General features: G+C 59.6%; 12 protein-coding genes. 2 read left to right on the forward strand and 10 right to left on the reverse strand.

What is annotated here, in order from left to right; genetic code table 11:
* Position 1 precedes the first annotated feature (1 nt).
* The 6 genes from ccoO (ACM6I7_RS00375) to ccoN (ACM6I7_RS00400) all read right to left on the reverse strand — a co-directional run bounded on the left by ccoO (ACM6I7_RS00375) (position 2) and on the right by ccoN (ACM6I7_RS00400) (position 5,731).
* Positions 2-610, reverse strand: coding sequence for a cytochrome-c oxidase, cbb3-type subunit II (gene ccoO, locus ACM6I7_RS00375; protein WP_024164411.1), 609 nt, complete (start codon positions 608-610; stop codon positions 2-4).
* On the reverse strand, positions 610-2,052 hold the full coding sequence (ccoN, locus tag ACM6I7_RS00380; protein ID WP_414887742.1) for a cytochrome-c oxidase, cbb3-type subunit I: 1,443 nt from the start codon (positions 2,050-2,052) through the stop codon (positions 610-612). The genes ccoO (ACM6I7_RS00375) and ccoN (ACM6I7_RS00380) overlap by 1 nt, the downstream gene beginning before the upstream one ends.
* A gap of 485 nt (positions 2,053-2,537) precedes the next feature.
* Positions 2,538-3,488, reverse strand: coding sequence for a cytochrome-c oxidase, cbb3-type subunit III (ccoP, locus tag ACM6I7_RS00385; protein WP_097087653.1), 951 nt, complete (start codon positions 3,486-3,488; stop codon positions 2,538-2,540).
* Positions 3,485-3,682 (reverse strand): cbb3-type cytochrome oxidase subunit 3, encoded by a 198-nt coding sequence (locus ACM6I7_RS00390; RefSeq protein ID WP_027613249.1) that lies wholly within the window; start codon positions 3,680-3,682, stop codon positions 3,485-3,487. Before ACM6I7_RS00390 ends, ccoP begins: the two co-directional genes overlap by 4 nt.
* Positions 3,683-3,687: 5 nt before the next feature.
* On the reverse strand, positions 3,688-4,296 hold the full coding sequence (ccoO, locus tag ACM6I7_RS00395) for a cytochrome-c oxidase, cbb3-type subunit II (protein WP_003223389.1): 609 nt from the start codon (positions 4,294-4,296) through the stop codon (positions 3,688-3,690).
* 10 nt (positions 4,297-4,306) lie between these two features.
* Entirely contained in the window at positions 4,307-5,731 is a 1,425-nt protein-coding gene (ccoN, locus tag ACM6I7_RS00400) for a cytochrome-c oxidase, cbb3-type subunit I (RefSeq protein ID WP_103368400.1), read from the reverse strand.
* A 95-nt stretch (positions 5,732-5,826) separates the two neighbouring features.
* On the opposite strand from ccoN (ACM6I7_RS00400), the gene ACM6I7_RS00405 reads away from it, so the two are divergent.
* A complete protein-coding gene (locus tag ACM6I7_RS00405) occupies positions 5,827-6,504 on the forward strand; it encodes an alpha/beta family hydrolase (protein ID WP_027613247.1) in 678 nt (225 codons plus the stop codon).
* 647 nt (positions 6,505-7,151) lie between these two features.
* Here the strand turns inward: ACM6I7_RS00405 and ACM6I7_RS00410 are convergent.
* The gene (locus ACM6I7_RS00410) at positions 7,152-7,619 is read right to left on the reverse strand and encodes a hypothetical protein (RefSeq protein WP_414887743.1); all 468 of its coding nucleotides are present in this window, start codon (positions 7,617-7,619) and stop codon (positions 7,152-7,154) included.
* A gap of 256 nt (positions 7,620-7,875) precedes the next feature.
* On the opposite strand from ACM6I7_RS00410, the gene ACM6I7_RS00415 reads away from it, so the two are divergent.
* Positions 7,876-8,145 (forward strand): DUF6124 family protein, encoded by a 270-nt coding sequence (locus ACM6I7_RS00415; RefSeq protein WP_414887744.1) that lies wholly within the window; start codon positions 7,876-7,878, stop codon positions 8,143-8,145.
* A 739-nt stretch (positions 8,146-8,884) separates the two neighbouring features.
* On the opposite strand, the gene ACM6I7_RS00420 is transcribed toward ACM6I7_RS00415, so the two are convergent.
* The 3 genes from ACM6I7_RS00420 to inhA form a co-directional block, all read right to left on the reverse strand.
* Positions 8,885-10,450, reverse strand: a complete 1,566-nt coding sequence (locus ACM6I7_RS00420; protein WP_003223402.1) for a methyl-accepting chemotaxis protein — start codon at positions 10,448-10,450, stop codon at positions 8,885-8,887.
* A 102-nt stretch (positions 10,451-10,552) separates the two neighbouring features.
* Positions 10,553-11,344, reverse strand: coding sequence for a CPBP family intramembrane glutamic endopeptidase (locus tag ACM6I7_RS00425; RefSeq protein WP_285374578.1), 792 nt, complete (start codon positions 11,342-11,344; stop codon positions 10,553-10,555).
* A 237-nt stretch (positions 11,345-11,581) separates the two neighbouring features.
* The gene (gene inhA / locus ACM6I7_RS00430) at positions 11,582-12,268 is read right to left on the reverse strand and encodes an isonitrile hydratase (protein ID WP_414887745.1); all 687 of its coding nucleotides are present in this window, start codon (positions 12,266-12,268) and stop codon (positions 11,582-11,584) included.
* Positions 12,269-12,323 lie beyond the last annotated feature (55 nt).

Genomic DNA, 12,323 nt, shown 5'->3' on the forward strand with positions numbered 1-12,323 from the left:
ATCACCGTTTGCTTTTGATGATGGTGCCCAGGCCCTGAAGGTAGGCCACCAGCGCGTCCATTTCGGTTTTGCCCTTCACGGCATCTTTTGCACCGGCGATGTCTTCGTCGGTGTAAGGGACGCCGAGCGTGCGCAACACTTCCATTTTCTTGGCCGTGTCTTTGCCGTCGAGCTTGTTTTCCACGAGGAACGGGTAAGCCGGCATTTTCGACTCAGGCACCACGTTGCGCGGGTTGTACAGGTGCGCACGCTGCCAGTCATCGGAGTAACGACCGCCCACGCGAGCCAGATCCGGGCCGGTACGTTTGGAACCCCACAGGAACGGGTGGTCCCAGACGCTTTCACCGGCGACCGAGTAGTGGCCGTAGCGTTCGGTTTCAGCGCGGAACGGACGGATCATCTGCGAGTGGCAGCCGACACAACCGTTGGCGATATAGACGTCGCGGCCTTCCAGTTCCAGCGCCGAACGCGGCTTCATGCCTTCGACCGGCTTGTTGGTGACGTCCTGGAAGAACAGCGGAACGATCTGGGTCAGGCCGCCAATGCTGACGGCGATGACCATGAAGAAGGCCAGCAGGCCAATATTCTTCTCGACAGCTTCATGCTTCATCAGTGAGCTCCAACAACAGAGATCTGGGCGGCGGCTTCGGCTTCAGCCGCGTTCGAGGCGCGCACGGTGCGCCAGACGTTGTAAGCCATCAGGAACATGCCGCTGGCGAAGAAAGCACCGCCCAGGGCACGGACGATGTAGCCCGGGTGGCTGGCCTGCAGCGCTTCGACGAACGAGTAGGTGAGGGTGCCGTCATCGTTGATTGCACGCCACATCAGACCCTGAGTGATGCCGTTGACCCACATCGAGGCGATGTACAGCACGGTACCGATGGTCGCGAGCCAGAAGTGCGCGTTGATCAGGCCGACGCTGTGCATCTGCGCACGACCGAACAGTTTCGGGATCATGTGGTAGATCGCGCCGATCGAAATCATTGCCACCCAACCCAAAGCGCCGGCGTGGACGTGGCCGATGGTCCAGTCGGTGTAGTGCGAGAGCGAGTTGACGGTCTTGATCGCCATCATCGGACCTTCGAAGGTCGACATGCCGTAGAACGCCAGCGACACCACAAGGAAGCGCAGGATCGGGTCGGTGCGCAGCTTATGCCAGGCGCCCGAGAGGGTCATCATGCCGTTGATCATGCCGCCCCAGCTTGGCGCCAGCAGGATGATCGACATCGCCATGCCCAGCGACTGTGCCCAGTCCGGCAGCGCGGTGTAGTGCAGATGGTGCGGGCCGGCCCAGATGTACAGGGTGATCAGCGCCCAGAAGTGCACGATCGACAGGCGATAGGAGTAGATCGGACGTTCGGCCTGTTTCGGCACGAAGTAGTACATCATCCCGAGGAAGCCGGTGGTCAGAAAGAAGCCCACGGCGTTGTGGCCGTACCACCACTGGATCATCGCGTCAGTCGCGCCCGAGTAGGCGGAGTAGGACTTGAAGAAACTCACCGGCAGGGAGGCGTGGTTGACGATGTGCAGCATCGCGGTCACGACGATGAACGCGCCGTAGAACCAGTTACCGACATAGATGTGTTTGGTCTTGCGCTTGGTGATGGTGCCGAAGAACACCAGCCCGTAGGAGACCCAGACAATGGCCAGCAGAATGGCGAGCGGCCATTCCAGTTCGGCGTATTCCTTGGTGGTGGTGTAGCCCAGCGGCAAGGTAATGATGGCGCCGACGATAACCGCCTGCCAGCCCCAGAAGGTGAAGGCGGCAAGGCTGTCGGAGATCAGTCGCGTCTGACAGGTTCGCTGCACGACATAGTAGGAAGTGGCAAACAGTGCACAACCACCGAAGGCGAAAATCACCAGGTTTGTGTGCAACGGGCGCAGGCGTCCAAAGCTCGTCCACGGCAGACCGAAGTTCAACTCCGGCCAGACCAGTTGCGAGGCGATGAAGACACCAAGCCCCATGCCAAGGATCCCCCAGACCACCGTCATGATGGCGAACTGGCGGACTACCTTATAGTTATAAGCAGTCGGACTGATTGCTGTGCTCATTCTAAGGTTCCACGGTTTGGGTGTTTTATTAGGATTAAAATCGGCCGCAAGTATGCAGAGAGCAGGGGGTCATTGCAACGCGCCATGACCTGGGTCAATGCTTTCCAACGCTGATTCTGCGGCCTTTCCATACGCCGCGTAAGGTCAAAATTGGCCTCGGACAAAATGTCGCAGCGGACGAAAAAAGCGAGGGGATCAGGTCGCTTGTAACGGGGTGTGTTCAAACGCTCAGTTCGGGTGACGGACGGTAAATGGCACGACAGCCGGTATCTACCGGCGTTTGCGGCCACATCAGTCAGCCGGTTCGCAGAACACAGCAGTCAGCGTTGACCTGGAACCAGCACAAGCCAGTCCGCATCGAGCAAGCGTAGACCCGAATCCGGGGAACCGAAAGGAGAGGGTGTGACGGGGTGCGACAATGCGTCGCAAAGGGGCGGGATGCTGCCGCACCGAGAATGGTGCGGCAGAGGTGTGTGCAATGATTACTATTTGTTGTCTTCAGTAATCAGCTTATCTGTATTCAATCCATGGCTCAGGCTGTACACATAGGCAGCTAGCAATTGCACTTTATCGTTGCCCAGCAGTTCGTTCTGCGCTGGCATGTGGCCCTGGCGACCGTGGCGTATGGTCTGCTCAAGCTGTGTCAGGCTGGTGCCGTAGATAAATCCGGCCGGGTGCGTCAGATTCGGCGCACCCATGGCTTCAGTGCCGTGGCCGGTTGCCCCATGACAGGCTACGCAGGTGGTGCTGAACGCTTGCTGTCCGGCTTGCAGGTCAGCCTTGCTGTCGGCAGGCAGCGGCAGGCCCGCGAGTTCGTGACGCACATACGCCGCGACGTTCTTCACCCCGGCTTCGCCGAGCACTTCGCCCCAGGCCGGCATCGCCGCCATCCGCCCACCCATGATGGTGGTCTTGATGGTCTCGGCGTCACCGCCCCAGCGCCAGTCCTTGTCGGCTAGGTTAGGGAAGCCGAAAGCGCCTTTGGCGTCGGAGCCGTGGCACACCGAGCAGTTGGAGGCGAACAACCGGCCACCCATTTTCAGCGCCTGCGGATCCTTCGCTACTTCCTCCACCGGCATGGCGGCGAATTTGGCGAAGATCGGCCCGAATTTGGCGTCGGCCTTGTTCATTTCCTTTTCCCACTCGTGCACGCCGGTCCAGCCGTCCTCGTAGCCGGGCAGAATACCTTTCCAGTTGCCGAGGCCCGGATACAGGATCAGATAGCCCACGGAAAACACCAGCGTGCCGGCGAACAGCATGAACCACCACTGCGGCAGCGGGTTGTCGTACTCCTCGATGCCGTCGAAGCTGTGGCCCATGGTCTGGTCGACGCTGCCCTTGGTCTCGCCCCGGCGGGTGCCGATCAGCAGCCAGGTCAGGCCGATCAGGCTGCCGATGGTCAGTACGCAGATCCACGTACTCCAGAAGGTGGTCATGGCCGGGTACTCCTTGTTTCAGGTGCTTGGGTAATGTCGGGTTGCGGCTCGTCGGCGAACGGCAGCAGGCGCGCTTCGGCGAACTCCGGCGTGCGCTTGCGGTTGAACACCCAGATCGTCAGGCCGACGAAGGCGACGAACACCACGACGGTGCCGAGGCCGCGAATCAGCCCTGCACTCATTTCAATGATCATTGTGCTCACCTCTTGCTCTTGATCGCAGTGCCGAGCACTTGCAGGTAGGAGACGAGGGCGTCCATTTCGGTCTTGCCCTTGAGGCTGGCGACCGCGCCGCTGATGTCGTCGTCGGTGTACGGCACGCCGAGGGTGCGCATGGTCTTGAGCTTGGTTTCGGTGTGGCTGCTGTCGACCGCTTGCGTCACCAGCCACGGGTAGGCCGGCATTTTCGACTCCGGTACCACGTTGCGCGGGTTGTACAGGTGCGCGCGGTGCCAGTCGTCCGAGTAACGCGCGCCGACCCGGGCCAGGTCTGGCCCGGTACGCTTGGAACCCCACAGGAACGGGTGATCCCATACGCTCTCACCGGCCACCGAGTAGTGCCCGTAGCGTTCGGTTTCGGCGCGGAACGGCCGGATCATCTGCGAGTGGCAACCGACGCAGCCTTCGCGGATATAGATGTCGCGGCCTTCCAGTTGCAGCGCGGTATAGGGCTTCATGCCCTCTACCGGTTTGTTGGTGACGTCCTGGAAGAACAGCGGGACGATCTGGGTCAGGCCGCCGATGCTCACGGCGAACACCATCAGCAGCATCAGCAGGCCGACGTTCTTTTCAATCGTTTCGTGTTTCATGGCGGACTCCTCAGGCCATCTGCGCGGCAGCAACGACGTCAGCAGGCTGCGAGGCCCGCACGGTGCGCCAGGTGTTGTAAGCCATCAGCAACATGCCGCTGAGGAAGATCGCCCCACCCACCAGACGCACGATGAAGCCTGGGTGGCTGGCCACCAGGGTTTCGACGAAGGAGTAGGTCAGCGTGCCGTCCTCGTTGACTGCGCGCCACATCAGGCCCTGGGCGATGCCGTTGACCCACATCGAGGCGATGTACAGCACGGTGCCGATGGTCGCGAGCCAGAAGTGCGCGTTGATCAGGCCGATGCTGTGCATCTGCTCTTTGCCGAAGACTTTCGGGATCATGTGGTACAGCGCGCCGATCGAGATCATCGCCACCCAGCCGAGGGCGCCGGCGTGTACGTGGCCGATGGTCCAGTCGGTGTAGTGGGAGAGGGCGTTTACAGTCTTGATCGCCATCATCGGACCTTCGAAGGTCGACATGCCGTAGAACGCCAGCGACACCACGAGGAAGCGCAGGATCGGGTCGCTGCGCAACTTATGCCAGGCGCCCGAGAGGGTCATCATGCCGTTGATCATGCCGCCCCAGCTCGGTGCCAGCAGAATCAGCGACATCACCATCCCCAGCGACTGTGCCCAGTCCGGCAGCGCGGTGTAGTGCAGGTGGTGGGGGCCGGCCCAGATGTACAGGGTGATCAGCGCCCAGAAGTGCACGATCGACAGGCGATACGAATACACCGGACGTTCGGCCTGTTTCGGCACGAAGTAGTACATCATCCCGAGGAAACCGGCGGTGAGGAAAAAGCCCACGGCGTTGTGGCCGTACCACCATTGCACCATCGCGTCGGTTGCACCGGCGTACACCGAGTAGGACTTGGTCAGGCTCACCGGCAACTCAAGGTTGTTGACGATGTGCAGGATCGCCACGGTGATGATGAACGCGCCGAAGAACCAGTTGCCGACGTAGATGTGCTTGGTCTTGCGCTGCATGATCGTGCCGAAGAACACGATGGCGTAGGCGACCCAGACGATGGTGATCAGAATGTCGATCGGCCATTCCAGTTCGGCGTATTCCTTGGAGCTGGTGTAACCCAGTGGCAGGCTGATCGCTGCCAATAGAATCACAAGCTGCCAGCCCCAGAAGCAGAACGCGGCGATTTTCGGCGCGAACAATTGCGTCTGGCAGGTGCGTTGCACCGAGTAGAACGAACTGGCGAACAGCGCGCAGCCACCGAAGGCGAAGATCACCGCGTTGGTGTGCAGCGGGCGCAGACGGCCGAAACTGGTCCAGGGCAAATTGAAGTTGAGTTCCGGCCAGACCAATTGGGCCGCGAGAAAAACCCCGAGCCCCATGCCGACGATGCCCCACACCACCGTCATAATGGCGAATTGGCGGACCACCTTGTAGTTGTAGGCGGTACTGATAGAAGTGTTCATGGTTCCCCATCCACGGTTCAGCCGAAGTGAGCGCGCGCAGAAAACGCCGCGAATCCTTCGCCTGGAGTTATAGGCAGACTAAAAGCGAGGCAAGCATGGACAAACAGCACAAGGCCAGTATTGACGGGGATCAATGGGCGCAGTGCGTGCGGGATCATGGGTGGTTGTGGGATGCCGCGTCGGGCGAGGCTTCGGCGACTTTGATCCTGGCGCATGGGGCAGGGGCGCCGATGGACAGTGAGTGGATGACGGATATGGCTGGGCGCCTTGCTGCACTTGGGGTGAATGTGTTGCGGTTTGAGTTTCCGTATATGGCGCAGCGGCGGGTGGATGGCAGTAAACGGCCGCCTAATCCGGCGCCGAAACTGCTTGAGTGCTGGCGCGAAGTGTTCGCTGAAGTGCGACGTCATGTCGCTGGGACTTTGGCCATCGGTGGTAAGTCCATGGGCGGGCGGATGGCCAGTCTTTTAGCTGACGAGTTGGGCGCCGATGCGCTTGTCTGTCTTGGATATCCGTTTTATGCGGTTGGGAAACCTGAGAAACCGCGGGTTGAGCATTTGGCTTCTTTGCGGACTCGGACGTTGATTGTTCAGGGCGAGCGGGACGCTCTTGGCAATCGGGACGCTGTCGAGGCTTACGATCTATCGCCGAGTATTGAGGTGTTTTGGTTGGCCTCTGGGGATCATGATTTGAAGCCGCTCAAGGTTTCCGGGTTTACGCATTCGGACCATTTGGCTTCGGCGGTGGAGAAGGTTGCCGGGTTTCTTCGTTGAGGTTTGGTTGGGGGGTATATCCGTTGCTGCGGTAACGGCGACTTAGGGTTTCGCCCTTACGGCGACTCACTTTTTTTACAAGCGCCTAAAAAAAGTAAGCAAAAAAACGCTTGCTCCTGCGTTCGGCCCGCTCGCTGGGGCTCGGGGTTCCTTCGCTCCGGGCTCCATCCGGGCGCAGCGCCTACGGTTTGCTTCGCTGCACCTCCTCTCGCTGTGTTTGGCTTCGCCAAACGGTCGCTGCGCTCCCACCCCCGGATGAATCCCTCCGCTCAGCCTTCCGATGTCGCCCGTGGATCAAGCTCAAGAGCTGCAGCCGAGCTTGCGCTCATCCTGTTGAGTGGTGAGGAGCAAGAGCGGTACGCGTTCTGCTCTTGCTTTTGTGTGGGAACCCGCCTGCTGGCGATGGCGGCCTGACAGCCGACCAATTCCTTACTGAAGTACCCGGCCCTACTGTGGGAGCGAGCCTGCTCGCGAAAGCTGTCTTCCAAGCGCCATCCATTTCAAACAAGCAATAAACCCCGGAGGCTTTCGCTAACCGGTTTTTCACGATCAAAAGATCGCAGCCTGCGGCAGCTTCAAGGAGTCATTCTTGCAAATTACATTGAAGGGGTACTCTTCTGGAGTTGCTGCGAGCACCCCTGCCAGATCTAGCCAGCATCCGACGGTCTCAGTCTCGTCATGGTGAAAGTCCCCTTGGGATTCAGGCGATAGCGATGACTTTTGAACACGGCCTCGAATGATCCCGTAGCGATATCCGTTTCAGCATCATATTTAACGCTGAGGATCGCCGAGTCGGCGTCCACCGAAGCCATTCCGATAAATCCCGGCGGCGCAGGGATCCAATGGCTGTGGACAAATGTCAGCCCGTTGTCGAAGTTATAGACGCCTGTGAGTGACTCATCGGATTGGTAGGGCAGAGTCATGGCAAACGAAAAATAGCTTTCATCGTCGAAATTTCCTGTTCCACCACTGATGGACCAATACCGCTCGCCCAAGAACTCGTCCTGATAGAAAGATCTGAATTTCGCTGTTTTCCGTTTACCGCCCAATCTCCATTGAAACCTGTCATCACTGACGAGTGGTTTTTTCGGGAGAAACATAACGTGCGTGGTCATTGTTCAACCTGCCTTTTAGATTGAGAGGAGGTGTTACAACCGACTGCAATTACGGTTTCTCTTGATATGCGCTCGAACAGGTGTGCGTCTACTGTCAGATCTGACAGCTAGGCAACCAGACTTATATGTGCTGGTCAGCTAATAACGTTGCCGAGACTGCGTGAATATCCGTTGCCGCGGTAACGGCCACTTAAGGTTTCGCCCTTACGACGACTCACTTTTTTGACAAATACCTCAAAAGTAAGCAAAAAAACGCTTGTTCCAACGTTCGGCCCGCTCGCTGGAGCTCGGGGTTCCTTCGCTCCGGGATCGATCCGGGGGGCAGCGCCTACGGTCTGCTTCGCTGCACCTCCTCTTGATCGCCGAGGCTTGCGAATCGTTGTCGTCGGCCAAAGTCATGGCTGGCAATATCGCCAACTCAATCGGCGGCCCGGAGCGCAAACCGCTGCTGGCGCTGCAACAGCTGATCATGTTGAACGAGCTGTTGGTTAATCGATTGCTGGACAAACTGCGGTTGCCTCAATAATTCCGCTGGCCGTTATGGCCTCTTCGCGAGCAAGCTCGCTCCCACATTGGTTCTGCGTACACAGGACTAAATGTGGGAGCGAGCTTGCTCGCGAATGCGGTCTGCCAGACACCACCAGTTTCAGACTGGCAACAAAAAGCCCGGACGCTTTCGCTGCCCGGGCTTCCAGGTCAAAAGATCGCAGCCTTCGGCAGCTCCTACGGGTGATCGGTGAGCTGCCGCAGGCTGCGAACTTTTGATTTACTTTGTGGTGGATAGCCTGCCAGAGATCACATATTTATCGAACACTTTCTGCCCATCACGCGCGGCGTGCCGAACATCCAGGAATGTCAGTTCATCACGAACTTTCGGTTTGTGGGGTTTTCGCGTGGGGTATGGATTCATGCTGGCCGATCTGCGTGATTGAGTAGCGACCGGCAAACGATAGAACTTGGCTGCACCAAGCACCAGTCGGCGCATTCTGGCGCAGTTGTAGGCAGTGTCTGCGTTGCTTGAGTGAGATCGTCGTTGGTAGAGAAGGCCTCTTCGCGAGCAGGCTCGCTCCCACATTTGGAATGCATTTCCCTGTGGGAGTGAGCCTGCTCGCGAATGCGGTCTGCCAAGCACCATCATTTTCAGACTGGCAATAAAAAGCCCGGACGCTTTCGCTGCCCGGGCTTCCAGGTCAAAAGATCGCAGCCTGCGGCAGCTCCTACAGGTGATCGGTGTAGGAGCTGCCGAAAGCTGCGATCTTTTGCTTTTAGCGGTTAAACCGCTCCACCAACGAATACTGAGTATTCGCAGTCTTGGTCAGCTCTTCACTCAGCAACGCCGAGTTATGCGCCTGTTCCGAGGTCTGATCCGCCAGTTCCGAAATGTTGCTGATGTTGCGGCTGATCTCTTCAGCCACCGCACTTTGCTCTTCGGTCGCCGCGGCGATCTGGGTGGTCATGTCGGTGATGTTGGCCACTGCTTCGCTGATGCCGACCAGTGCCTGATCCGCTTCCAGTACCCGCGCCACACCTTCTTCGGCCTGGCGATGCCCGGCTTCCATGGTTTGTACGGCGCTGGATGCAGTTTGTTGCAGCTTGGCGATCAGGGCGTGGATCTGGCCGGTGGATTCGCTGGTGCGTTGTGCCAGTTGACGGACTTCGTCGGCTACCACGGCGAAGCCACGGCCCATCTCGCCGGCACGTGCTGCTTCGATGGCGGCGTTGAGCGCGAGCAGGTTGGTCTGGTCGGCGATGCCTTTGATCACGTCGACCACGCCGCCGATTTCGTCGCTGTCCTTGGCCAGTTGGGTGACGGTCAGGCCGGTTTCGCCGACCACCACCGACAGGCGCTGGATGGCTTCGCGGGTTTCGCCGGCGATGTCACGGCCACGACCGGTCAGGCGATTGGCTTCCTGGGTGGCGTCAGCGGTGCGCTGTACGTGGCTCGCCACTTCCTGGGTGGTCGCAGCCATCTGGTTGACGGCGGTGGCGACCTGTTCGGTTTCCACGCGCTGACGTTCCAGACCGCTGGAGCTGTTGTGCGCCAGGGCGTCGGACTGTTTGGCCTGATCGGTCAGGTGCTCGGCGGTGTCCTGTAGACGGGTCAGGCAGGTTTTCAGGCGCGCTTCCTGGCTGAGGATCGACATTTCCAGACGCGCTTGCGCGCCACGGCTGTCGGTGTACATCTGCGCGATCAGTGGGTCGGAGGTGGTCTGTTCGGCCAGGCGCAGCAGGCGCTTGAGTCCGCGTTGCTGCCATTGCAGGCCCATCAGGCCCAGTGGTACCGACAAACCGGCCGCGAGGGCAAAGCCCCAGTGCGAGTTCAGCGTCGCGCCGATCACGAAGCTCAGCTGGCTGACCAGAATGAATGGCAGCCAGTCCTGTAGCACCGGCAGCCATTTGTCGCTGGAAGGGATCGCCGACTTGCCCTGGTTGATGCGTTGGTAGAGCGCTTCGGCACGGCGGATCTGTTCGGCGGTGGGTTTGATCCGCACCGACTCGTAACCGACCACCTGATTGCCGTCGAACACCGGTGTCACGTAGGCGTTCACCCAGTAGTGGTCACCGGATTTGCAGCGGTTCTTGACAATGCCCATCCATGGCAAGCCTTGTTTCAGTGTGCCCCACATGTGCGAAAACACCGCAGCCGGGACGTCGGGGTGACGAACCAGGTTGTGCGGCGCACGGATCAGCTCTTCACGCGAAAACCCGCTGATTTCGACGAAAGCGTCGTTGCAGTAGGTGATCACGCCTTTGGCGTCGGTTGTGGAAATCAACCGCTGCTGAGCCGGGAAAGTCCGTTCGCGTTGTGTAATGGGCTGGTTATTACGCATGGTTTTTCAATCCGCAAGGCTTTGAAAGGTTGTCGGCGCTGTCAGGAAATTATTGAAGTTTTTTTTCAGATATAAGTACGGCGTCGCAAAACGGCTCTTGCTTCAAGCGACCAGCATCGGATAGGTGAACAGCGCAAAATGCAGCAGGTTCAGCCCGAAGTGCGTGGCGATCGCCGCCGCAAGGCCACCGAAACGGTAGGCCAGACCATAGCCGACACCCGCCAGACCCGCCAGCAACACCCAGTGCCAGCCGGCACCCACATGCGCCAGGGCAAAGATCAGCGACGCCAGCAGCAGGGCGAGGTTGTCGCCGTGGGGCTGGTGTTTGAACAGTCGGCTCAAACCGCCCTGTATATAGCCGCGAAACAGCGCCTCCTCGACCAGCGTCACCAACAGCAGATTGTTCAGCAGCCACAGCCACGCCTGATCGGGCCACTTAGGCGCCCAAGCAATCATGCCGAACAACAGTGCGCCGCCCAGTGCCAGGACGGCGCTCAAGGTCAGGGCGAGGACGCTGGCGTACACCGTCGGACGCAGCGAGCGTGCCGCGACAATCCACGGGCAGGCGAGCAACAGCCAGAAGCCGATCAAGGGTTTGTCCAGATTCAGGTACATCGCAAACGGCACGGCGTCGTCGGTGAAACGCAGCGGGGCGATGGCCCGGCCGTTGGCGAATCCCGGCAACCAGTGCAGCGCCAGCGACAGGGCGAGGAAGATGAACACGGCATGCCCCAACAGGCGCGCCACCGGCACCTGCTGTTGGCGCACGGCGAAACCGGTCAACAGCAATAGTCCCACGGAGATCAGCGCGAGCCAGCCGAGTTGGCCAAAGCTCAACGCCAATCCATAACCGAGGCTGAGAAGTGCCAGATAGAGCCATGGCAACGCCTTCATCGAAAGTCCTTGTGCAGAATTTTGTGGAAGGGCTTTCTACACGGGTAAGGGCGTGGGGACAAGTAAAGCTGTGGCGGGATGCGGGGACAGGTTTCCAAACCTTAGGCTATCCACAAAACCCATTGTGGGAGCGGGCTTGCTCGCGAATGCGGTGTGTCAGGCGATAAAAATCTCGACGGATACACCGCATTCGCGAGCAAGCCCGCTCCCACAGTAGATCTGTGTGTGGCTGAGGAATCAGCGCAAATCGAGCTTCGCCGCCGCGCGCTCGGTGATTTCCGTGCGCAGTTTCAGCGACGGTGCTGCACGCAGGCGAGCCTCATCGACGATCGCGCTCGGTGCCGTATCAGGGCTGCCCGAATTGAACGGCGGCGCCGGCGCATATTCCAGTTGCAACTGAATCAACTGCGCCGCCTCGGCTCCCACCAGTTCGGCGGCCAGCACCAGGGCAAAGTCGATGCCTGCGGTAATCCCGCCACCGGTAAACAGATTGCCGTCGCGCACCACTCGGTCCTGCACCGCAATCGCGCCGAGTTTCGGCAGCAGTTCGTGATAGGCCCAGTGGGTGGTCGCGCGTTTGCCTTTAAGCAGACCTGCCGCGCCCAGCACCAGCGAACCGGTGCACACCGATGTCACATATTTGGCCTGCGCCGCCTGGCGTTTGATGAACCCCAGCGTCTGCTCATCTTCCATCAGCGGCCCGACCCCGGCGCCGCCGGGAACGCAGATCACATCCAGATTCGGGCAATCCTCGAAGGTGGTGATCGGTTTCAACAGCAGGCCGGTGCTGGCGGTGACCGGCACCAGATCCTTCCAGATCAGATGCACCTGCACGTCCGGCAGCGAGGCCAGCACGTCATAGGGCCCGGTCAGGTCGAGTTGCTGCACCTGCGGAAACAACAGAAAACCGATCTGCAACGTCATGGGGTTTTTCTCCAGTTGAGGGGTGGACGGCTTCACTGTAGGCGCGTAGGTTCTG

This window comes from Pseudomonas sp. IT-93MI4 (genome assembly GCF_949767635.1).
Lineage (GTDB): Bacteria > Pseudomonadota > Gammaproteobacteria > Pseudomonadales > Pseudomonadaceae > Aquipseudomonas > Aquipseudomonas putida_A.

Bases quoted from the DNA above. Each gene is read 5' to 3' on its own strand.
- ACM6I7_RS00420 (WP_003223402.1), bottom strand. From the start codon at position 10,450: ATGCGTAATAACCAGCCCATTACACAACGCGAACGGACTTTCCCGGCT.
- ccoP (WP_097087653.1), bottom strand. From the start codon at position 3,488: ATGACCACCTTCTGGAGTACGTGGATCTGCGTACTGACCATCGGCAGC.
- ACM6I7_RS00425 (WP_285374578.1), bottom strand. From the start codon at position 11,344: ATGAAGGCGTTGCCATGGCTCTATCTGGCACTTCTCAGCCTCGGTTAT.
- ccoN (WP_414887742.1), bottom strand. From the start codon at position 2,052: ATGAGCACAGCAATCAGTCCGACTGCTTATAACTATAAGGTAGTCCGC.
- ccoO (WP_024164411.1), bottom strand. From the start codon at position 610: ATGAAGCATGAAGCTGTCGAGAAGAATATTGGCCTGCTGGCCTTCTTC.
- inhA (WP_414887745.1), bottom strand. From the start codon at position 12,268: ATGACGTTGCAGATCGGTTTTCTGTTGTTTCCGCAGGTGCAGCAACTC.
- ccoO (WP_003223389.1), bottom strand. From the start codon at position 4,296: ATGAAACACGAAACGATTGAAAAGAACGTCGGCCTGCTGATGCTGCTG.
- ACM6I7_RS00405 (WP_027613247.1), top strand. From the start codon at position 5,827: ATGGACAAACAGCACAAGGCCAGTATTGACGGGGATCAATGGGCGCAG.
- ACM6I7_RS00390 (WP_027613249.1), bottom strand. From the start codon at position 3,682: ATGATCATTGAAATGAGTGCAGGGCTGATTCGCGGCCTCGGCACCGTC.
- ccoN (WP_103368400.1), bottom strand. From the start codon at position 5,731: ATGAACACTTCTATCAGTACCGCCTACAACTACAAGGTGGTCCGCCAA.
- ACM6I7_RS00410 (WP_414887743.1), bottom strand. From the start codon at position 7,619: ATGACCACGCACGTTATGTTTCTCCCGAAAAAACCACTCGTCAGTGAT.